Source organism: Microbulbifer sp. GL-2 (assembly GCF_007183175.1).
Taxonomy (GTDB): Bacteria; Pseudomonadota; Gammaproteobacteria; order Pseudomonadales; family Cellvibrionaceae; genus Microbulbifer.
In genome coordinates this window covers 2,702,419-2,724,794 of sequence record NZ_AP019807.1, presented here as the reverse complement: position 1 = coordinate 2,724,794, position 22,376 = coordinate 2,702,419, and the positions used below count along the sequence as shown (strand labels likewise).

19 protein-coding genes and 1 other RNA gene are annotated in these 22,376 nt (G+C 53.8%); 3 read left to right on the top strand and 17 right to left on the bottom strand.

Annotated elements, in window-relative coordinates; all coding sequences use genetic code 11:
* Positions 1–95 precede the first annotated feature (95 nt).
* From lpxC to rsmI, 17 genes are all read right to left on the bottom strand, one after another.
* Positions 96–1,007, bottom strand: a complete 912-nt coding sequence (gene lpxC / locus GL2_RS11860; RefSeq protein WP_143730848.1) for a UDP-3-O-acyl-N-acetylglucosamine deacetylase — start codon at positions 1,005–1,007, stop codon at positions 96–98.
* Between the two features lie 393 nt (positions 1,008–1,400).
* Positions 1,401–2,639: a cell division protein FtsZ gene (gene ftsZ / locus GL2_RS11855; protein ID WP_143730847.1), complete on the bottom strand. Its 1,239-nt coding sequence runs from the start codon at positions 2,637–2,639 to the stop codon at positions 1,401–1,403.
* Positions 2,640–2,727: 88 nt separating this feature from the next.
* Positions 2,728–3,963 (bottom strand): cell division protein FtsA, encoded by a 1,236-nt coding sequence (gene ftsA, locus GL2_RS11850; RefSeq protein ID WP_143730846.1) that lies wholly within the window; start codon positions 3,961–3,963, stop codon positions 2,728–2,730.
* 111 nt (positions 3,964–4,074) lie between these two features.
* Complete coding sequence (locus GL2_RS11845) at positions 4,075–4,818, bottom strand: cell division protein FtsQ/DivIB (protein WP_232053607.1); 744 nt, start codon at positions 4,816–4,818, stop codon at positions 4,075–4,077.
* A gap of 72 nt (positions 4,819–4,890) precedes the next feature.
* Positions 4,891–6,354 carry a UDP-N-acetylmuramate--L-alanine ligase gene (gene murC, locus GL2_RS11840; protein WP_143730845.1) on the bottom strand — a complete coding sequence of 488 codons (1,464 nt, stop codon included), beginning with the start codon at positions 6,352–6,354 and terminating at the stop codon, positions 4,891–4,893.
* A 29-nt stretch (positions 6,355–6,383) separates the two neighbouring features.
* Complete coding sequence (murG, locus tag GL2_RS11835; protein ID WP_143730844.1) at positions 6,384–7,481, bottom strand: undecaprenyldiphospho-muramoylpentapeptide beta-N-acetylglucosaminyltransferase; 1,098 nt, start codon at positions 7,479–7,481, stop codon at positions 6,384–6,386.
* Positions 7,481–8,704 carry a putative lipid II flippase FtsW gene (gene ftsW, locus GL2_RS11830; RefSeq protein WP_143730843.1) on the bottom strand — a complete coding sequence of 408 codons (1,224 nt, stop codon included), beginning with the start codon at positions 8,702–8,704 and terminating at the stop codon, positions 7,481–7,483. The genes murG and ftsW overlap by 1 nt, the downstream gene beginning before the upstream one ends.
* Positions 8,701–10,080 carry a UDP-N-acetylmuramoyl-L-alanine--D-glutamate ligase gene (gene murD / locus GL2_RS11825; RefSeq protein WP_143730842.1) on the bottom strand — a complete coding sequence of 460 codons (1,380 nt, stop codon included), beginning with the start codon at positions 10,078–10,080 and terminating at the stop codon, positions 8,701–8,703. The genes ftsW and murD overlap by 4 nt, the downstream gene beginning before the upstream one ends.
* Before the next feature lie 5 nt (positions 10,081–10,085).
* The gene (gene mraY, locus GL2_RS11820; protein ID WP_143730841.1) at positions 10,086–11,171 is read right to left on the bottom strand and encodes a phospho-N-acetylmuramoyl-pentapeptide-transferase; all 1,086 of its coding nucleotides are present in this window, start codon (positions 11,169–11,171) and stop codon (positions 10,086–10,088) included.
* Positions 11,171–12,550, bottom strand: coding sequence for a UDP-N-acetylmuramoyl-tripeptide--D-alanyl-D-alanine ligase (murF, locus tag GL2_RS11815; protein WP_143730840.1), 1,380 nt, complete (start codon positions 12,548–12,550; stop codon positions 11,171–11,173). The genes mraY and murF overlap by 1 nt, the downstream gene beginning before the upstream one ends.
* Complete coding sequence (locus GL2_RS11810) at positions 12,547–14,076, bottom strand: UDP-N-acetylmuramoyl-L-alanyl-D-glutamate--2,6-diaminopimelate ligase (protein WP_143730839.1); 1,530 nt, start codon at positions 14,074–14,076, stop codon at positions 12,547–12,549. Before GL2_RS11810 ends, murF begins: the two co-directional genes overlap by 4 nt.
* On the bottom strand, positions 14,073–15,833 hold the full coding sequence (locus GL2_RS11805) for a penicillin-binding protein 2 (RefSeq protein WP_143730838.1): 1,761 nt from the start codon (positions 15,831–15,833) through the stop codon (positions 14,073–14,075). Before GL2_RS11805 ends, GL2_RS11810 begins: the two co-directional genes overlap by 4 nt.
* Before the next feature lie 184 nt (positions 15,834–16,017).
* The gene (gene ftsL, locus GL2_RS11800) at positions 16,018–16,293 is read right to left on the bottom strand and encodes a cell division protein FtsL (RefSeq protein ID WP_143730837.1); all 276 of its coding nucleotides are present in this window, start codon (positions 16,291–16,293) and stop codon (positions 16,018–16,020) included.
* 5 nt (positions 16,294–16,298) lie between these two features.
* Positions 16,299–17,231: a 16S rRNA (cytosine(1402)-N(4))-methyltransferase RsmH gene (rsmH, locus tag GL2_RS11795; protein WP_143730836.1), complete on the bottom strand. Its 933-nt coding sequence runs from the start codon at positions 17,229–17,231 to the stop codon at positions 16,299–16,301.
* 12 nt (positions 17,232–17,243) lie between these two features.
* On the bottom strand, positions 17,244–17,687 hold the full coding sequence (gene mraZ, locus GL2_RS11790; protein ID WP_143730835.1) for a division/cell wall cluster transcriptional repressor MraZ: 444 nt from the start codon (positions 17,685–17,687) through the stop codon (positions 17,244–17,246).
* A 461-nt stretch (positions 17,688–18,148) separates the two neighbouring features.
* Positions 18,149–18,502: RNase P RNA component class A (gene rnpB, locus GL2_RS11785), an RNA gene on the bottom strand.
* Between the two features lie 70 nt (positions 18,503–18,572).
* Positions 18,573–19,415 carry a 16S rRNA (cytidine(1402)-2'-O)-methyltransferase gene (rsmI, locus tag GL2_RS11780; protein ID WP_143730834.1) on the bottom strand — a complete coding sequence of 281 codons (843 nt, stop codon included), beginning with the start codon at positions 19,413–19,415 and terminating at the stop codon, positions 18,573–18,575.
* Positions 19,416–19,454: 39 nt separating this feature from the next.
* Between rsmI and GL2_RS11775 the strand changes: the two genes are divergently transcribed.
* From GL2_RS11775 to GL2_RS11765, 3 genes are all read left to right on the top strand, one after another.
* Positions 19,455–21,368 (top strand): penicillin-binding protein activator, encoded by a 1,914-nt coding sequence (locus GL2_RS11775; protein ID WP_143730833.1) that lies wholly within the window; start codon positions 19,455–19,457, stop codon positions 21,366–21,368.
* Positions 21,355–21,717 carry a YraN family protein gene (locus tag GL2_RS11770; RefSeq protein WP_143730832.1) on the top strand — a complete coding sequence of 121 codons (363 nt, stop codon included), beginning with the start codon at positions 21,355–21,357 and terminating at the stop codon, positions 21,715–21,717. The genes GL2_RS11775 and GL2_RS11770 overlap by 14 nt, the downstream gene beginning before the upstream one ends.
* Before the next feature lie 65 nt (positions 21,718–21,782).
* Complete coding sequence (locus tag GL2_RS11765) at positions 21,783–22,373, top strand: SIS domain-containing protein (RefSeq protein WP_143730831.1); 591 nt, start codon at positions 21,783–21,785, stop codon at positions 22,371–22,373.
* Positions 22,374–22,376 lie beyond the last annotated feature (3 nt).

Below are 22,376 nucleotides of genomic sequence, written 5' to 3'. Positions count from 1 at the left end.
CAATTAAATTAAGGATACCAGAATTGTCGCCGGCTTCTCTGTGAATCATGCACGTAAAAAAGCCGGCAATATGACGCCGGCTTTTTGCGGGAGCATCAAACTGCCAATATCGGTTTGATATAGGAGATAGGTGCCTCCTGCTCGCCCTCAAAGGTTACCATTTCCCAGGCATCCTTCTGAGTCATCAGGTGGCGCAGGGACTTGTTGTTCAGTGAGTGGCCGGATTTAAAGGCCTTGAACTCACCGATCACACTGGTTCCCAGAAGATAGAGGTCACCGATTGCATCGAGAATTTTGTGCTTCACAAATTCGTCTTCGTAACGTAACCCACCCTCGTTCAGAATACGATACTGGTCGATCACAATGGCATTGTCCACTGATCCACCCTGTACCAACCCCTTGGAGCGCAGGTATTCAATCTCGTGCATAAAACCGAAAGTGCGCGCCCGGCTTACTTCTTTAACAAAAGAGGTGCTGGAAAAATCCACAGAGGAGGTCAGGTTACGCCCCTGAAACACCGGGTGATCGAAGTCGATAGTAAAAGACACTTTGAAGCCGTCGAAGGGCAGGAAGCTGGCAACTTTATCGCCCTCTTCAACTGTAACCGGCTTTTTGATGCGCAGGAATTTCTTCGCTGCAGATTGCTCCTGGATACCTGCGGACTGAATCAGGAATACGAATGGGCCTGCACTACCGTCCATAATCGGCACTTCCTGGGCGGACAGCTCGACAATCGCATTGTCGATACCAAGTCCAGCCATGGCCGAGAGCAGGTGCTCAACGGTAGCAATACGTACATCGCCCTTGACCAAGGTGGTGGAAAGCAGGGTATCCCCAACATTCTCCGCACGGGCCTCAATCTCAACCACCGGGTCCAAGTCGGTTCTACGGAACACGATGCCGGTGTCTACGGGTGCTGGTTTAAGGGTCAGGACGACCTTTTTACCAGTGTGCAGACCTACGCCAGTGGCGCGAATAGCATTTTTAAGCGTGCGCTGTTTGATCATGAAACTATCTTTTCCCAGTCGGTGGTCTACGCATAAAGCGCAGCAAGCCGCCGATATTAGCATAATTGCGACGCCAATACCAATTATGAGCGGGTGGTCACTTCAACACACCGCCACCTACCTTTTAGGATAGCTCAAGCAAAGATTGGAGCGCCACGTCTCAGTCGCTAAGACAGCATTCTAAGATCTCAAGCTCCACGGGCACTGTAAAAAATTGTTAATTATCTTATTTTTATCGACCTGTCGGTCCCAGGGCTCTCGGAAGAACCACTATTTGAGAACCTTCTCACACTAAGGCCTGGAATAAGTCTGTACAGGTCGCACCACAGAGGCGACACCCGATTCTGGAATCGGGTGGACATGAGCGGTGTACTGCCTCTGTGGTACAGACGCTTAATCAGCCTGGCGACGAAGGAATGCTGGAATATCCAGGTATTCCATGTCAGCGTCAGCCGGATTGAGCGCAGGCGCAGGGCGCTTAGGGCGCTCAACATCCACCCGTGGGCGTGTATCTGCAGTTTCACGAGATACAAGCCCCGCAGCGCCATGGCTTTCACGCATATCACGCATATCACGCATATCGCGTGTTTCACGAGGCTCTCGGGCTTCAGCACGACGAGTGTTATCTACCACTTTTGCCGGGCGCGCCGCAGGAGTTCCTTCACCCAAGCCAGCAGCAACCACGGTCACGCGCATCTCGTCACCGAGCTTGTCATCTACCGCGGTACCGATCACCACAGTAGCTTCATCGGAAGCGATGTCCTGAACAATCTCACCGACTTCGGAGTATTCACCCAGGGTGAGTTCCTGACAGCCAGCCTCTTCACTGCCAGTAATAATATTTACCAGGATACCGCGAGCGCCAGCCAAATTGACATTATCCAGCAGCGGGCTACGTACGGCCTTTTCTGCGGCTTCGCGGGAGCGGTTCTCACCAACAGCCGAACCGGACCCCATCATCGCCATGCCCATTTCAGACATCACCGTGCGCACATCGGCAAAATCGACGTTCATGATACCCGGGCGGATCATCAAGTCGGCAATTCCCTGCACTGCACCCAGCAACACGTTGTCAGCCTCTTTATAGGCAGACTTCATAGTGATCTTACTGCCCAACACTTCAAGCAGGCGGTCATTAGGGATAGTGATCAACGAGTCAACTTTGTCACGCAGCTCGAGGATACCCTCTTCGGCTACCACAGTGCGTTTGCGCCCCTCAATTTTAAATGGACGGGTAACAACTGCGACCGTAAGAATTCCCAACTCTTTGGCAATCTCTGCAACAATCGGGGCACCACCGGTACCGGTACCACCGCCCATACCCGCAGTGATAAACACCATATCCGCTCCGGTCAATACCTCGGCAATACGATCACGATCTTCCAGTGCTGACTGACGGCCAACATCGGGGTTGGCTCCGGCACCTAAGCCCCGGGTAATTGTATTACCCAGCTGCATTATCGTTTGTGCCTGAATATCCTTCAGCGCCTGAGCGTCGGTGTTTGCGCAAATAAAATCCACGCCCTCAACGTCACTGGCAATCATATGCTTTACAGCATTGCCACCGCCGCCGCCGACTCCTATTACCTTGATGACAGGTTTATCCTGTACGCTATCAACTAGCTCGAACATCGCTGTTCCCCTTTCTTGCTCATGTCGAATTTTACAGCCACGCCTAAAAAAAATCCCTTATGGGACGGCTAATTCTGGTTGCACGCTATTACAAATTACCGCGAAACCAGTGCTTTACTTTATCCCACCACGGATTATCGTTACGCGTGGGCTGTATTCTGCCCTCAGCGGCCTCTTCCTGCTGCATCGCGTACATCAATAACCCAACCCCTGTGGAGTAAATCGGATTGCTCACAATATCAGTCAATCCGGCAATTCCCTGTGGTATTGCGAGTCTTACCGGCATATGGAAAATTTCTTCAGCCAGTTCAACTGCACCTTCCATTTTTGACGACCCCCCGGTTAAAACCACACCCGCTGCGCAAAGGTCTTCAAAACCACTGCGGCGCAACTCAGCCTGCACCAAAGTGAAAAGTTCGTCATAGCGCGGCTCGACTACTTCCGCCAGTGCCTGCCGGGATAAATCCCTCGGTGCCCGGTCTCCAACGCTCGGCACCTTAATGGTTTCACCTTCCCGTGCGAGTTTTGCCAGGGCGCAGGCATATTTTATTTTCAAATCTTCCGCATGGGGTGTCGGCGTACGCAGGGCCATAGCAATATCGTTGGTGACCTGATCACCCGCAATAGGAATCACCCCAGTGTGGCGAATCGAACCACCGGTAAATACTGCAATATCAGTGGTACCACCACCAATATCCACCATGCAAACGCCCAACTCTTTTTCATCCTCAGTAAGTACGGCATAGCTGGAAGCCAGCTGCTCGAGAATGACATCCTCAACTTCAAGGCCACAGCGGCGAATACACTTTTCAATATTCTGTGCTGCATTAACCGCACCGCTGACCAGGTGCACTTTTGCTTCAAGGCGCACACCGGACATCCCCAGAGGCTCCTTTACCCCTTCCTGACTATCAATCAGATACTCCTGGGGTAGCGTATGCAAAATTTTCTGATCGGCCGGGATAGCAACCGCCCGTGCCGCATCAATTACCCGATCGAGATCCTGCTGGGTCACTTCACGATCTTTAATGGCAACAATGCCATGGGAATTTAGGCTGCGAATATGGCTACCGGCAATCCCGGCATAAACAGAGTGAATCTCACAGCCTGCCATCAACTCCGCTTCTTCCACTGCGCGCTGAATAGATTGCACTGTGGACTCAATATTGACCACCACACCCTTTTTCATACCTGTCGACCGGTGGGAGCCAATACCGACAATATTCAGCTCTCCACTCGCGGATGCCTCTCCGACAATGGCGACCACTTTGGAAGTGCCAATATCCAGTCCTACAATCATGCGCTGATCGGATACTTGTGTCATTTTTGTTCCAACCTCGCTCGGCTGTCACCCAGAGCTATTTCAAAATTCCAACCGGGTACAGACTTCGCTTTTAAATTCTATATTCACCAGCAGCTTTCACTGCTTCCCTGTTTACTCTTGTTCGTTCTTCCACTGAACCGCTACCGCATTACCGTAGCGGGTATCTACCCCCGCTATCTTGTCTAAATGCGGCGCGAGCAATCCGCGACTCAGGAAAAGAAAGCGATTAACTCGCTCCAGTAGTGCATCATGCCCGAGTTTTAATTCAATTCCCGACACTAACTCCAGGTGCCAACCGCTAAGGTCATCAAATGACAAGCGTTTAACCTCCATATCCCGCGTAGTTAAAAGCCCCGCGAGGGCCTGGTACTGGGACATGATCTGTTCAACAAGCTCTACGTCTCCGGCGAGTTCAGGCAGTGCACCAACACGCATATGTGCTGGTCTCGGCAACAAGGCTCCACTGGCCACCAATAAGCGGTCTTTACCCCAGACTGCCAGCGGCTGGACCTCTGTAACCTCAACCACAACTCCCCTGGGCCAGCGCCGGTTGATTGTCACCGTAGATATCCAGGGATTGCCCATCATCGCCGTACGCATCGCGCGAATATCCGCAGAAAAAAAACCCTCCTGCAAATAGGGCAGCAAAATTTCTTTCAGCTGCTCCTCAGCCACTGCATTAAAAGGGCCGCGAACCTCGACCTGCTCCAACGCATCCATTTTGCTCAGCTGGATCGCTGGGAGACGCTGCCATAACCAATACCCACCACCCAACAGCCCAACTGCCAGGCTTACCATCAATAAAAATAACAGCCAAGGGCGCCAATTAATCGTACCTGCACTACCCTCGTCCACCAGTGGCCTGGCTCCACGAAGCGACTGACCCTTCTTTCGAGCTGGCTTTTTTCTCGCGGGCTTCACCTTTCATCAAGCCCCAGTGGTTTTTTCACCCAGGCGCCACTGTGCCAGTTTCTGGGACAATGCCCCCACATTACCTGCACCCTGGGTCAAAACTATATCGCCAGGCTCTAATAAATCCGCAAGCACTGGCGGAACCTGATCAATAGTTTCGACAAATATCGGATCAACCTGGCCCCGATTACGTAAGCTACGCGCCAGGGTACGGCCATCAGCTCCGGCGATCGGCGACTCACCCGCGCTATATATATCCAGCAAAATTAGCTTGTCCACCTCGGACAGAACCTGAACAAAGTCTTCAAACAGGTCCCGGGTTCGCGTATAGCGATGCGGTTGATAGATCATCACCAGCCGCCGCTCCGGCCAACCATCGCGCACAGTTTTTACCGTTGCAGCTACTTCTCGGGGATGGTGACCATAATCGTCCACCAGCATCACTTTTTCTGCGTTACCGTCGTCACTAATAGAGAAATTTCCATAAATCTGGAAGCGCCGCCCCACCCCCTGGAAACCCTCCAACCCTTTGCAAATCGCTTCATCGCTGACCCCCTCATCTGATGCCACAGCTATCGCCGCAGTAGCGTTGAGAACATTGTGGATACCGGGGGTATTTACCGATACCTGTAACAGGTCACCACCGGGTCGCTGTACAGTAAAGTGGCTTCGCAACGGCTCCTGGTTTACTTCGACGATACGGAAGTCATTACCCTCAGAAAATCCGTAGGTGAGCACAGGACGGGAAAACTTCGGTATCACTTCCTGCACATTGACATCGTCACCACAGACCACAGCAAGGCCGTAAAATGGCAGGTTGTGAACGAAATCAATAAAAATCTGTTTTACCTTTTCGAAGTCGCCACCGTAGGTTTCCATGTGATCCGCATCAATATTGGTAATTACGGTCACCATGGGTTGCAGGTGAATAAAAGACGCATCACTCTCATCGGCTTCAGCGATCAAGTAGCGGCTTTCACCCAGTGCCGCATTGGCACCGGCTGCATTTACCAACCCTCCGATTACGAAGGTCGGGTCCTTTTTATCTGCGGCAAAAATAGACGCGATCAAACTGGTTGTCGTAGTTTTACCATGGGTACCCGCCACGGCAATGCCATAGCGATAGCGCATCAGTTCCCCTAGCATCTCCGCTCGGCGTACCACCGGGATACGCTTTTCGTGGGCAGCTACCAGCTCGGGATTGTCCCCCTGTACCGCCGACGAATTCACTACTACATCTACACCATGAATATTCGCCTCACTATGCCCGATCTGAACCTTGATACCGAGTTTGCGAAGTCGCTCCGTCACAGAAGATTCGCGCAGATCTGAACCAGAAACCTCATAGCCCTGGTTTTGTAATACTTCCGCAATGCCACTCATGCCAGCACCGCCAACACCGATGAAGTGGATACAGCGGATGCGGCGCATCGCTGGAACAGCGTAGCTTTTATCTGCGTTTGTACGCTCAGAAGACATTCTTTTAACCTTCGTCCACTTATTATTTATTACCTAGCCAGGGCCAGTTCTTCACTGCAGGCGGCAATTACCTGATCAGTTGCATCAGTTTTAGCAACACGCCGTGCGGCCTCAGCCATCTCCAACAATTTCTTTGGGTTCGATAGAAATTCCTGCAGCTTTGCTGACAATTTCTCCGCATCCATTGCATTCTGCTGCATTACAACAGCGCCGCCCGCATTTTGTAGCCACTCACCATTGCGAGTTTGGTGATCATCAATCGCAAACGGAAACGGCACCATAATCGCACCCACACCAGCAGCTGCGATTTCAGAGACAGTCAGGGCACCGGCCCGGCAAATAATCAAGTCGGCCGAACTGTAAGCCTCAGCCATATCCTCAATAAAAGGCACAACTTCTGCGTCAATACCCGCTGTGCGATACGCTTCCCGGGCCAATCCCAAATGACGTTCGCCCGACTGATGTATCACCACTGGCCGCAGGGAAACCGGCAATTGCGCTATAGCTTTGGGCACCAGCTCATTAATGGCCACTGCCCCCAGGCTGCCTCCAAGTACCAATAACCGCAAAGGCGACTGGGTACCTATACGCAGTTGGGGCTCTGGCAAACGGACAATTTCGTTGCGTACGGGATTACCAACCTGTACAGCACGCGGCAAGCCACTTGAAAATGCTTCGAGAACCCGATTGGCGATTCGTGAAAGCAAGCGGTTAGTAGTACCGGCCACTGCATTTTGTTCATGAATAATCAGCGGAATTCCGCTGAGGCGCGCTGCTACCCCTCCGGGACCAGTAGCAAAGCCTCCAAAACCAAGTACTGCATCCGGCTGCACTTTTTTAACTACGGCACGCGCCTGAGCCAGTGCACGCATTATCTGCAGGGGCGCTTTTAACAGGGCCAATTTGCCTTTGCCACGCACTCCTTCTACAAGGATAAAGTGCAGCGGAATATCGGCCTCGGGAATCAAGCGAGCTTCAATGCCACGCTGGGTTCCCAACCATTCAACACTAGCGCCTTGCTCTTGCAGGGCCTTGGCAACCGCCAGCGCGGGGAAAACATGTCCCCCTGTTCCGCCGGCCATCACCAAGAATGTCTTGCCGGTAAATGCCATATTGCTTTGGGACATCAAGCCGCCTCCCCACTGGTCATTGAGCCGTTGGAGTGCTTCTGACCGAATATTGATAGCTGTCCGAATAGGCCAAGACTTTCATTACTGCCATCGGTTTGTTCGCGCAACTCATTGCGAATCCTCAACGCCAGCCCCAATAAAGCGCAGCAGATGATCAGGCTACTACCGCCGGAACTGACAAAGGGCAGGGTCAACCCTTTGGTTGGCAGCAGCCCCGAAGCCACTCCCATATTCACAAATGCCTGTCCGGCCAACTGCACGGCCATGCCAAATGCCAGTAGCGCAGCAAAGAATTTCTGCTGGGCCAAAGCATCACGAACCAGATTCAACAGCGCACAGGTCAAGGCTACAAAAAGACCTACCACTACCAGGCCGCCAACCATGCCCCATTCCTCAGCGAGAATGGCAAAAATGAAATCTGTATGTGCTTCGGGCAAATAAAATAATTTCTGCACACTATTTCCCAAGCCCACGCCAAACCACTCCCCGCGACCAAAAGCGATAAGTGACTGGGTCAGCTGATAGCCGCTGGCAAATTGATCGCCCCAAGGGTCCAGGAATGTCAGCAATCGCTGTAACCGATAGGGACTCATCAAGGCCATCAGGGCGAGCCCGCAGGCCGCCGCCGCCACCAGAAGAAAAGTATGTGGTAGTCGTGCCCCCCCCAGAAAAACCATCGCCAATACCGTGCCAGATAACACGACGACAGAACCGAAATCCGGTTGTAATAGCAGCAACAGCGCGACAATGCCCAAAATAACCACCGGCACCATAAAGCTACTCCAGTGGTGAAGCTGCTTGTTGCGACGAGTCAAAAAGCTGGCAAAAAATATCAACATGCAGAACTTGGCCACCTCAGCAGGCTGGATCGTAATTCCTGCAAAAACTAGCCAGCGGCGACTTCCATTTACCTCACGCCCGATACCCGGCACCAATACAACAACCAGTAACAGGCAGGAGAACAGTAACAGTGGCCAAGATAAGCGCGACCAAATAACCAAGGGGATCTGACTCACTATCAGTGCCGCTATAGCGCCGATCGCCAGGAATACCAAATGCCTCTTGAGGAAGTACCAGGGGTCCGCATAAATATCCGTCGCGAAAGCAATAGAAGCTGAAGCAACCATCACCACACCAATGCTGACCAGAGCCATTACGCTGAAAGGCAACAAACTGTCGAGAAAATCCCGGCGGTGGGAAAGTGGAAGGTACTCGCTCATTCGTTACCTCCGCATTCACACAAAGCGGTAACCACATTGCGGAATTCATCACCACGGGCTTCAAAATTGCGGTACATATCAAAACTGGCACAGGCTGGCGACAACAGTACATAGTCCCCGCTATGGGCCAGCTTTCGAGCTTCAGAAACAGCATCTGCCATCGACTTAGCCCGGCGGATTTCGCACCTGCGTTCAAAAACCTGTGCAATCCGGTCACCATCGACACCGATAGAAACCATTGCTCGCAACGTATTAACGCTACTGCGTAATGCGGAAAAATCCGCTCCCTTACCATCGCCGCCGGCGATCAAAACAATTTTACGAGTCTCTGTTGCCAGACCATCCAGCGCTGCCTGGGTTGCTCCAACATTGGTACCTTTGGAGTCATTGACATAAGTCACTCCGTCCAAGTCGGCAACCCGCTCGCAGCGATGTGGCAATCCACGGAAAGTATGCAACACTTCCAGCATTGCCCGCATAGGCAACTCAACCGCATTACCCAGCGCCAGAGCAGCGAGGGCATTGGCAATATTGTGCTTACCCACCATCGCCATTTCAGCTACCGGTATCAGAAGCTCAGTGCCCTGCACCAACCAACTCTGCCCATCGACAAGGCGAACACCAAACTGATTAAGGTCGGGCTGATCCAAGCCAAAACTCCACTCGCGTCTCTCCCGTGACAGGGGTCCCTGAGTCAACGGATCAGCGCGGTTGACCACAAACTGTTCGGCACCGCGATAAACCCTCTGTTTGGCACGGTGGTACTCCACCATACTGGGATAGCGGTCCATATGGTCCGCACTCATATTCAAAATGGTGGCAACGTTGGCGGCCAGTGAGTAGGTTGTCTCCAATTGGAAGCTGGAGAGTTCCAGGATAAACAACTGCGCTAATGGCTCCTGCAACAGGTCCAACACCGGTACGCCAATATTTCCCCCCACACGAGCATCTACACCGGCGGCTTCAGCCATCTTGCCAAGTAAAGTAGTTACGGTGCTTTTACCGTTGGAGCCTGTAATCGCCACCAGCTTCGCGGTGGACTTTTCCCGAGCGAGGGCCTGCGCAAACAACTCAATATCCCCGATCACAGGAATACCCTCGGCAACAGCCTGTTGCAGCACAGGTTCCGCCAGCGGAATTCCCGGACTGGCAATAATCAAACTGGCCGAGAGCAGAGTACTTGGCCGCAGTGAGCCGGTTTGCACCGGTACTTGAGGAAACTCTTCGTGAAAAGTATCAAGTCCAGGAGGGTGTTCACGGCTATCGACAACAATCGGTGTATGACCGTGACGCAGCAGGTAGCGCACCACCGATTTTCCGGTAGCGCCCAAACCAATTACCACTTTCTGCTGCGAAGAAGTCGCGATCAGGCTCATTTGTTTTATCGAAGTTTCAGTGTTGCCAGCCCAGCCAGAACCAGGATTACGGTGATAATCCAGAAACGCACAATCACTCGCGGTTCTGGCCAGCCTTTCAATTCAAAGTGATGGTGCAATGGCGCCATCCGGAAAATACGCTTACCGGTCAGTTTGAATGACGCTACCTGCAGGATGACGGAAACAGTTTCCATTACAAAAACGCCACCCATAATGAATAACACGATTTCATGTCGGGTAATTACTGCGATAATTCCCAGTGCAGCTCCCAGTGCGAGTGCGCCCACATCCCCCATAAATACCTGAGCCGGATAGGTGTTAAACCATAAAAACCCAAGCCCTGCACCACACAGGGCGGCACAGAACACCGCCAACTCACCAGCCCCGGCAATCGCAGGGATATGCAGGTAATTGGCAAACTCCACATGCCCAGACAGGTAGGCAATAATTCCCAAAGCCCCACCTACCATCACCGTAGGCATAATGGCGAGGCCATCGAGGCCATCGGTCAGGTTGACAGCATTACTGGAACCCACCACGACAAAATAAGTCAGCAAAATAAAACTTACCGGACCCAGGTTAATCGCAATATCTTTGAAAAAAGGTACAAAAAACTGTGTTTCCGCCGGGCTTGTTGCACTCATATACAGGTAAATTGCCGCACCCAGACCAGCAATGGACTGCCAGAAATATTTCCAGCGGGCAATCAAGCCACGTGGGTTTTTATGGACAACTTTTTTATAGTCATCCACAAACCCGACAGCACCAAATACAAAGGTCACCAATAGGGTTACCCACACATAGCGGTTACCCAGATCTGACCACAGCAGCGCAGAGGAAAAAATCGAGGCGAGAATTAACGCACCACCCATGGTTGGGGTACCGGACTTGCTGAGGTGGCTCTGAGGTCCATCATCACGAATGGCCTGCCCTACCTGCAAGTGGTTCAACCAGTTGATCATGCGCGGGCCCACTATCAGGGAGATCCCCAGGGCGGTCAAAGCAGCCAGAATTGCGCGCACAGTTAAATAATTGAACACCGCAAAGGTGCTCACATGTTGTTGTAATAATTCCGCTAGCCAAAGCAGCATTACACCTCCTCTCTGCTATTGCCAAGCAATGCTTGCGTTACCAGTTCCATACGGGCGCTGCGAGAACCCTTCACCAGTACAGTGGTATTGTTATCAAGTTCATGGGTCAGCGCCGCAATTAACGGCCCCCTATCCCGGTAATTGCGTAGAGACTCATCGCGCCCCTCGCTAAAAGCCATACTGGCGGCAGTACCCAGCGGTCCAAAAGTAAACAATGCATCGAGCCCGCGCTCACGTGCTAAGGCGCCGACACCACGATGCATTTCCTCGGCATCCGGGCCCAGCTCCCCCATATCGCCAAGCACTAAAATTTTCTTACCCGGTCGTTGCGCCAGTAATTCAATTGCAGCACCTACCGAACCTGGGTTCGCGTTGTAACTGTCATCAATCACCGTTGCCCCAGCGATCCCACGTTGCTCCTGTAAACGCCCGGAAACTCCACTGAGTTTTGCCAGGCCCTGGGCAATTTCCGCAGCCGGAATACCCGCGGCAAAAGCGCAACCGGCGGCAACCAGGGCATTGTGCACATTATGCTCACCCAATAATTTCAATTTGACCGGGTGTCTAACACCCTCGATAACCAAATCAAACGCAGCACAGCCGGTTTTATCCAACTCAATATTTTCAGCGTATAGCGCACATTGATTGGCGAGACCCACTTCTAAAATGCGCACACCTTCGGGTATCTGCCCTCGCCAATAGTCAGAATAGTTATCGTCAGTATTGATAATTGCAGTACCACCAATTTCCAGCCCGGTGTAAATCTGCCCTTTTGCCCTGGCAATGGCATCCACCGAGCCAAAACCCTCTACATGGGCAGGCATCACATTGTTGACGACGCTGACCAGGGGCTTGCCAACACTGCATAAGTACCCAATATCGTCTGGTCCACTGGCTCCCATTTCCAGAATCAGCACGTCGTGCCGATTTGAAATTCCAAACAGTGTCATCGGCAGGCCGAACTGATTATTCAAATTACCCCTGGTCACGCAGGGAGTATGGCGAAGGGAAAAAATAGCCGAGAGCATTTCCTTGACAGTGGTCTTGCCGCAGGAGCCAGTAATAGCGATTACCGGCCCCTGAAATTGCTCGCGGCACATCATGCCAATTTGGCCCAACGCCACCGTAGTATCTTTCACTCGCCACTGTGGCAGACTGCAACTGGACACTTCGCGGTCTACCACCAGCCCCAACACCTGGCCATCCAACTCGCCGACAAAATCATGCGCATCAAAGTTCTCACCCACCAATGCCACAAACAGGGCTTGGGGATTGAGCTTCCGGGTATCAGTACACACCTGTGAGAACTCGACAGAACCATTAATCAGTTCGCCACCAAAGCGTTTTTGTAATTCCAGCAGAGACAGCGACCTGATCACTGGGTTTTCCCCTCTATACCCTCGGCTTGCTCTGGCTTGCCCGCACGTAATCGCAGAGCCGCCGCAGCTTGCTCACGGTCACAGAAGTGAATTTTTTTACTGCCGATAATTTGGTAATCCTCATGCCCCTTGCCTGCGATCAGGACAATATCCCCTGGCTCCGCCGCAGCAACAGCTAGGGCAATCGCTTTAGCACGATCAATCTCCACCTCGATATTACTGGCGGCGCCTTCGAGAATATCGTCAATAATTTTTTGTGGCTCTTCACTGCGCGGGTTATCGCTGGTCACAATTGCGCGGTCAGCCATTTCCGAAGCTATGCGCCCCATTGAAGCGCGCTTGCCGGTATCCCGGTCTCCACCACAGCCGAATACACATAACAAATTGCCCCGGCAGTAGGGACGGGCCGCCGCCAGTGCCGCGCGCAGGGCATCGGGGGTGTGGGCGTAATCCACAAGCACTCCAACCTCATCGGCACCTTTTACCTGTACTCGCTCCATTCGGCCAGGCACCGATTTAATTGCGGGGAAAACGTTAAGGATTTCCTCAAAAGGCATGCCTGCTGCCGCCGCTGCCGCCACTACCGCAAGAGCGTTGTAAATATTGAAATCCCCGATCAACGGCGCGTTCAATTCACCGCGCCCCCAGGGTGAGTCGAGTTCAACAGAGAAGCCCTTTTCATGGCGGCGTAGATCGGTCACATGCAGGTCACCGGCCTGTAATCCGTACGTCAGCACGCGCAGACCTCGCAATTTGCAGCGCTCCGCCAGTTGGGCTCCAAAGGGATCATCCAGGTTAATAATGCCGCGCTTCAATTTCGGCAGGCCGAACAGTTTTTCCTTGGCGGCACCGTAGGCAACCATATTGCCGTGATAATCCAAATGGTCACGGGACAAATTCGTAAAGATGGCCGTATCAAAAATCAGCCCATGTACTCGCCCCTGAGAGAGCGAGTGGGAAGAAACCTCCATTGCCGCCGCACGCACTCCACGGTCCCGGTAATCGGCAAAGTCTGCCTGCAAGCGAACAGGGTCAGGTGTGGTAAGTCCAGTCTCTTGCAGCTCGATCTCACTATCATTCCAAATGCCATTACCGATTGTGCCAATCACAGCAGCACTACCAAAGTGATGGGCCAGCAATTGGGAGGTCAGGTAGGCGCAGGTAGTTTTACCGTTAGTGCCGGTCACTCCGACAAGATGCATCTCACCACTGGGATTACCGTGAAAACGGGCAGCAATCTCACCGACTCGCTTGGCCAGCCCTGGTACACTGACCACCTGAGTATCGCCGCGGCTTTTGTATTCCAGTTTGTCACCATCAGCCAGTACCGCAGCGGCACCCGCTTCTATCGCAGCATCAATATATTCGCGCCCGTCCACCACAGAACCGCGCAGCGCCATAAATACATCGCCGGCTTTCACTTTGCGACTATCCAGGGCAACACCACTAACGGCTATATCGGGAATACCCGCATAACCGGGCACTAATTCCTGTAAACCAATAAACTGTTTTTCGCGCTGAATCACGATTTTGAACCCCTCTCGCTTAGCTGCGCGGCCAGCCGCCGTTCCGCCGGCTCTACTCGTTCTGGCGGCACCTGTAGCAGTCGCATGGCCCCAGCCATCACCGCCCCAAACACCGGCGCGGCCACTTCACCGCCGGAATATTTGTCATGGCTGAGATCGTCAATCACTACAACCGCGGCAAGACGCGGTTTGTCGGCGGGTATAAAGCCCGCAAATACCGAGCGGTAGCGACTATCCTCATAACCACTGCGACCAACTTTATGCGCCGTGCCGGTCTTACCCGCCACGCGATAACCTTCGACCTTCGCACGACGGCCGGTACCACTGGCACCAATCACCGTCTCCAGCATGGCCGTCACTTGCTTTGCCAACGGGCCATCAATCACTCGCTCCGGCTCAACGTCAGCTTTATCCCCAGACAAAACCAGAGAAATCGGGCGCTTAAGCCCCGCATTAGCCAGTACGCTATAGGCCTGAGCCAACTGCACTGCATTTACTGTTAAACCGTAGCCGAAGGCAAAAGTAGCCCGCTCGATTGGATGCCAGCGGCTGCGGCTGGGTAGAATACCCGCTGTCTCTCCGGGAAATCCGCTGCCAACCGTCTCCCCCAAACCCAAGCGGTAAAAGAGTTCGCGCACTGTATTTGGTTCCAAGTCCAGAGCAATTTTTGTGATTCCCACCTGGCTCGACTTGGTGATAATCCGTGTCAGGTCCAGCTTGCCGTAATTTACCGGGTCCACCAGGGTTTTGCCTGGTACACGGATATAGCCGGGGCTGGTATCGATCTGGGTATGAGGCTGGTAGCGACCGCTTTCCAAGGCTGCCAGCACAGTAAGCGGCTTTACGGTAGAGCCGGGCTCAAACTGGTCGATCAAGGCACGGTTCCGCATGGCCGCTGCTTTCACACCCTGGCGATTATTTGGGTTGAAAGAAGGTTGATTGGCCATAGCCAGTACATCGCCACTGAGGGTATCGAGAACTACCATAAAGCCAGAGGCGGCACCATTTTCTGCCACAGCCCGCTTCAGCTCCCGATAGGCAAGATACTGCAGGCGCATATCGATCGACAGGCGCAAGTCCTGGCCCGGCTGCGCCTCCCGCTGGATCGCCAGTTCCTGCACAGTGCGGCCTTTCAGATCCTTGACCACTTGCTGAGCACCAGGTTGACCGGAAAGCCAGTTGTCGTAAGCCAACTCAAGCCCTTCTTGGCCGCGATCATCAATATTGGTAAAGCCCAAAACCTGCGCAATCACCTCGCCAGCAGGATAGAAACGCCGGTATTCCTTTTTGCTGAAAACTCCAGAAAGCTCCAGATCGAGTACCTTGTCAGCCTGCTCTGGTGTCAGGTGGCGACGGAGATACATGAACTCTTTATGGCGATATTTTTCCAGACGCGCGGCGAGCTTAACTGGACTTAGTTCCAGGGCCCTGGCTAATTGGCTTATCTTCTCGGCGCTGCTACCACTCAGGAGCTTCGGATTGGCCCACAGGCTGTGTACCGGTGTACTGACTGCCAGTAATTCGCCATTACGATCGACTATGGAGCCCCTGTAAGCGGCAATTTCCTCACTGCGAATAGTACGCGCGCGCCCCTGATCCTGCAGGAACTGGTAACCGCGCTCTGTGGCAGGAACAACCTGTAGGCGCGCCAGGTGTAATATCAGAGCCAAAGCAAGCAGGCACAACAGAGCTGCCACCAGCACAAAACGCCAGCGGGCAATTCCCGGTTGAACCTGTTCTTTCTTGACTGCGCCCATATCTTTCCAGTTGGCGTTATATTTTCACCCTGAGGTCTATTTCCTTGGGAACGCGGCTTGAACACTACGTCCCAAAAAACGCTTTTAACGTAAAATTCTTATGTTTATTCCAGTGACTGGTATTCAAAGCCCACAGGTGCATTAAATTCCCGCACCAACTCGTATAAAGCACACCGCGTTTAAATCAATCGAGTATTACCAACACCTGATCAGAGGGCGTTGGTACATGCATTTTCAACTCTTCTCGAGCTACCTTCTCAACACGGCTATAGGCAGACCAGGCTCCCCGCTCCAACAACAAACGTTCCTGCTCGTAGCGCAGTTCATCCTGGGCTTTTTGCGCTCTACCCAGCTCAGCGGTTAATTCCCTGCTGTGCTGAGTGGAATAAACCACAGATAGAGCCGAGGTTATTGCTGCCAGCCACAAACACCCCAAACCAACCAGTGTTTTGCCGCGCATACCCCTCAGTTCCCTGACAGCTTTTCCGCAACCCGCATCACGGCACTACGCGAGCGCAGGTTTTCATCAACTTCAACCTCTTTGGCCTTTACTGCTTTACCGACAGAGCGCAGGGATTTGGCAATCTGACTGTCCATCACCGGAAGCCCACGGGGCAGCTGCGGCCCACGCTCTTTTTCGCGAATAAAACGTTTGACCATGCGATCCTCCAGGGAGTGAAAACTGATGGTGACCAGTCTGCCTCCCGGCTCCAGCAGCTGCAGCGACTTCTCCAGCGCATTCCGCAGGTCATCCAACTCTCCATTGATATGGATGCGAATTGCCTGGAATACCCGAGTGGAGGGGTGCTTGCCTTTCTCCCACGCAGGATTGGCTTCCTTGACTACTTCAGCCAGATCCAGTGTGCGCTCAAAAGGTTTCTCTGCACGGCGACGCACGATAGCAGCAGCCATTCGACGGGCGAAACGCTCTTCTCCATACTCCTTGAATACCCTGACCATCTCGGCCTCATCCTCGGTATTCACCCACTGGGCCGCACTGATACCGCTGCTGGTATCCATACGCATATCCAGCGGACCATCCTGCATAAAACTGAAACCGCGCTCGGCCTGATCCAATTGCGGCGAGGAAACCCCCAGATCCAACAAAATGCCCTTGACCCTGCCCGCCTGTTCGGCGGCGGCGCTGTCCATATCGGCAAAAGAGCCGTGCCAAATTGAAAACCGCGACTCAGACTGGAAGCGTTGTTTTGCGTATTCAATCGCTTGGGGGTCCTTGTCGACCGCCAACAATTTCCCGTTGGGACCCAGCTGTTCGAGGATGGCGGCACTGTGACCGCCGCGCCCAAAGGTACCGTCTATGTAAAAGCCGTCCGGATCAGTTACCAGGGCGTCCACGGCCTCGCGCAACAACACACTGCGGTGCAATTCTTGAGACACCCGCTGTACTCCTTATAAAGAGAGGGAAGCCATTTCCTCAGGCATTCCCTCCTCGTCTTCACTGTCATCAAGCCAGGACATCCAGCGTTCCTCGCCCCAGAGTTCTAATTTTTTGCCCTGCCCAACCAGCATCAGTTTTTTTTCCAATCCGGCATATTCGCGCAGGGTGGGTGGAATCAATACACGGCCATTGCCATCCACCTGCAGCTCGCAGGCATAGCCGATTAATAGGCGCTGAGCGCGACGTGCCACTTTATTGAAGCTGGGCAGGGCCTCGATCTTTGGCAAAATCTGTTGCCATTGGGGCGCAGGGTAAACCAATAGGCAGCGCTCTTCGGTGTGAGCAGTAATCACCAGACAACCGGCGCACTCGTCCAGCAGCCGGTCGCGGACCCGCGCAGGTATCGCCAGACGCCCTTTGGCGTCCATATTGATTGCATGGCTGCCCAAATACACTTTGTGATTTTCGCTCGCTATCAGTTGCGCTTATCGCAGCAGATTCCATTTTGGCGGGCCGCTGACAGGAAAAGCCCAAACCTTGCTCGCGCGATGTAAACACCCACTTACTGGCCGCGAATAAACCACAAAGTTCCACGATTTTCCACTTTTCCCCACCTTTGACACTATAAAACTGGCCATCGCAAAGTCAAGGAAATCGACTCCAAAGTCCCCATAAGCCCCTGTAAATTCGCGGTATGTAGAAGAAATTTGGCGAGTGGCGGAAAAATCCTTTATGTAAGGCGCTGAAATAGTGCAAGCGCTCACTTACAAAATGATCGATTATTTTATGCTAACTACCAGAGGCGGGCGACACACGTCACATACTCCTAGTGCAACCCATTTACATGAATTAAGTGCCAGGTGCGAATTCCGGGACATGGAAAAGAAAAAGCCCGGCATATGCCGGGCTTTAAAAATTGTTGAGCTGGCCTGTAAGCCGGGTTCTGTCGAGGACAATCATTCATCTGGGATGCCTGTCACCAGACACCTCAAGCGACCTACCCGCCCTCAGTGCGGGTCACACCTGTAGAGGGCCTATTTGGTCTTGCTCCGAACGGGGTTTACCATGCCGCGAACTGTTACCAGCCGCGCGGTGCGCTCTTACCGCACCCTTTCACCCTTACCTGTGCTCCCAAAGAAGCCATCGGCGGTCTACTCTCTGCTGCACTTTCCGTAGGCTTACACCCCCCAGGCGTTACCTGGCGTTCCACCCTATGGAGCCCGGACTTTCCTCCATCGCACAAGGCGACAGCGATTGCCCGGCCAGCTCGCGGCGAAGAGTAATGAGGCGACAGCGGGATTGCAACAGGCAAACCCCAATTACAGGGAAATACGTGCGCCTTATTTCTGTTGCAGACTCCAGTTATACAGAACCTTCTTATTAACCCCTGTAATTTCCGCAGCGATAGCGGCGGCCTTTTTTGGTGGCAGCTCTGCAAGCAGTATTGACATCACCCTTTGCGCCTCATCATCCAGCTCGCTGTCGCGGCGACGCTCCGCGCCACGTACCAGTAAAACAATCTCTCCCCGCTGCTGATTGCTGTCCGAACGTACCCAGCTGGCCAGCTCACCTAACGGCATCAACTGGAAGGTTTCGAAGGCTTTACTGAGCTCGCGGGCAATTACTGCTTCGCGTTCAGCACCGAATACCTCCGCCATGGTGTCAAGGGTATCGGCCACCCTGTGTGGAGCCTCATAAAAAACCAAGGTACGGGTATCCCCTGCCAGCTCCTGCAGTACCCGTTCACGCGGCCCGGCTTTGGCCGGTAAAAAACCCTCAAAACTGAAGCGATCACTGGGCAGGCCAGCCGCACTCAGGGCCGCAACGAAGGCACAGGCCCCTGGAATTGGCACTACGCGAATGCCTTTCTCACGCGCCTCACGCACCAAACGATAACCGGGGTCCGAGATCAGGGGCGTGCCCGCATCGGAAATTAACGCTACCGTCTGTCCCTGTTCCAACCGGTGCAAAATTTGACTGGAGCGCTTGTTATCGGAGTGATCGTGGTACGCCATTAGTGGCGTATCGATATTAAAATGAGAAAAGAGTCTCTGACTGTGACGTGTGTCTTCCGCCGCAACCAGATCGGCGCATTGTAGAACTTCGACAGCTCGCGGTACCATATCGGCCAAATTACCAATGGGCGTAGCGACAATGTAAAGCAGCGCCTGATCCGGCCCCATAGTTGTTCACTCCAAATATAAATATTGCGGGAGAAGAATATGTCCGCCTCTTCCCGGCGCACCTCTACTGTGATCACCAGCATGGCAGCAGCCACACTGGTCCTGGCTCTGGCCGCCTGCCAGACTCCTGCCTCCCGACCCGGGGGGCACCAGCCAACCTACCCGGCGGGCCACAAGGCCAGCCGCGGTGATGCCGTGCGCATGCTGCGCAGTGCTGAAACACTGCCCGCACCAGCGCGCGATCAGCAGCGACTGCAGGCGGCCGCCATTCTATACGAGCTGGGAGAGAAAGAGACGGCCAAAGAGGCTGTTGTGAAAATTATTCCCGAACAGCTTGATAACGCCCTCTATGCCAGTTATGCACAGGTGTATGGCAGCCTGCTCGCAGATAGCGATGACTTTTTCGAAGCCCTAGATCTGGCCACCTCCCCGCGCCTTGATGATGTTTGGGCGGAACTGCCAAAAGCCACCTCATTACCGCTGCGAAACCTGCGAGCCAACCTCTGGGGGCTCCTGGGCAATCTCGATAGTGCCATTACCGAGCGCCGCGAGATTTCCTACCTGGCGCAATCCGATGAGGCAATCACCGAAAACAACAACGGTTTCTGGCAGCTGCTAACCCAACTGCCCTCCAGCGAGCTGCGGGATCGCGCCAACAAAAGCAGTGACACCCAGATGCGCGGCTGGTATCAGCTTGCACTACTCGGCCGGGATACCCAGACGGATATCAGCTCGCAGCTTTCCGCCTTGAGCCGCTGGCGTGAGCGCTGGCCGGCACACAGCGCGAACACACATGCCCCACAAGCATTGCAATTGCTTGAGCGCCTGGCGGCCCAGCGCGCAGACAGCATCGCCCTGCTACTCCCCCTAACTGGCTCACTTGGCAGTGCTGGTCGTGCAATCCGCGACGGTTTTATGGCAGCCCACTACACAGCCCTGAACGCCGGTGCCGCTACCCCAAGGGTCATGGTCTACGACACTGGCATCCAACAACCTTTCGAGAAGGTCTACCAGAGCGCTGTCGATGCTGGCGCCCAAATCATTATCGGTCCCCTGGACAAGAGTAAGGTTGCCAATCTCCTGGCCACGGAAAAACTGCCAGTACCTACCCTGGCACTCAACTATGGAGACCAGGGGCGACTCACCGATGACCTAGTACAGTTCGGCCTGGCCGTTGAGGACGAAGCTCGCCAGATTGCACAACATGCCTACCGCCAAGGTCACCGCCAAGCGATGGTACTGACGACCAACAGCAGCTGGGGCCAGCGGGGAGCAGAGGCATTCGAAGAGGAATGGCGAAACCTGGGAGGCTCAGTCAGTATCGGGAAAACTTTCTCTAACAACAGCAAATTTGCCAATCTGGTGAGTGATGCGCTGCTCATCCCCGCCAGTAAAGCGCGCAAGAAAGAACTGCAGGGCCGCATGGGCACATCATTGGAATTTACTCCACGCCGCCGCGATGATATCGATATGGTGTTTGTTGCCGCCCTGCCCCAGCAAGCGCGCCAGCTCAACCCCATGCTGACCTATTATTACGCCGGTGACCTACCGGTTTACGCCACCTCCCACGTATTCGGTGGCAGCGTCAATCCCAATCGCGATCGCGATCTCAATGGTGTGCACTTTACCGCCCTGCCCTGGCTGTTTGAGAACAATCAGACCAAGCAGGAAATCGAGCAGCAGGCCTCACCGGCACCGGCATTTGCCCGTCTCTATGCATTGGGCGCTGACGCCTTCCGCCTCTACCCGCGTATTCCCATGTTGCGCCAATTCCCACAACAGAAAGTACACGGTCTTACCGGCGCACTCAGCCTGAGTGCCGACGGCCGTATCGTACGCGAACAAATGTGGGCGCGGATCGAGAAAGGGGTGCCTGTTCCAGTCACAACCATAGAGCCTTTATCGATACCTCGCAAAGACACCCAGCTGACAGGGAACAGTGAAACTTTTTAATCGCTCCGCCAGTTCTGTTGGTGCCAGCATGGAGGACGCCGCAGCACATTACCTGCAGCGTGCAGGGCTCTCTGTGGTTGAACGCAATTACCGCAGCCGTCACGGAGAGATAGACCTTATCGCCCGCGAAAGCGATACTGTCGTGTTTGTGGAAGTACGCTTCCGCCGCAGCAACCGTTTTGGCGGTGCCGGAGCCAGCGTGGATACGCGCAAACAGCAAAAATTGCTGGCCACCGCACAAAGCTATTTGCAGCAACACAAACTGGACTGTCCCTGCCGCTTCGATGTCCTGGCCATAGACGGCGATGCGCAAAACATTCAGTGGATAAAGAACGCCTTTGAAGCCTGAGGCAAAAACCGAGATTTACCTTGCCAAGTTATGGCGAACTCAAGTTCGCCTGAATTAAGGACACAATGGAACAGCGAGTCGTAACCCTTTTTCACCACAGCCTGGAAGCCACCATGAACGCCGGAGAGATACTGGCGCCCCTGATTGCGGAAGCCAGCGAAATGGTGGTGCACACACTACTGGCGGAGAGCAAAATACTGCTCTGCGGCAATGGTGTCAGCGGCGCCCTGGCGCAGAGTTTCAGCTCGCAATTGACCGGTGGTTTCCAGCGCGAGCGCCCCGGCCTGCCGGCTATGGCGCTGAATAGCGACGGCGTCTCAATGGGTACAGTCACACAAAATCACGGTAGCGCGGATAGTTTTGCCCACCCGGTACGCGCTTTGGGCCAGCCTGGAGATCTGCTGGTAATCATCAGCAGCGACGGCCGCGACTCCAATTTAGTGCAAGCCATGCGTGCCGCGCGCGATCGCGATATGGGTATCCTGGCCCTGACTGGTGGGGATGGCGGAGATTGCGCCGCTTTATTGGATAACCACGATATTGAACTGCGCGTGCCATCTGATGTCGCAGCAGAGGTACACCAGGTACACCTTTTGACTATTTTCTGCTTGTGCGACCTGATCGACAGCAGCTTGTTCGGTGGCTACGAGGACTGAACC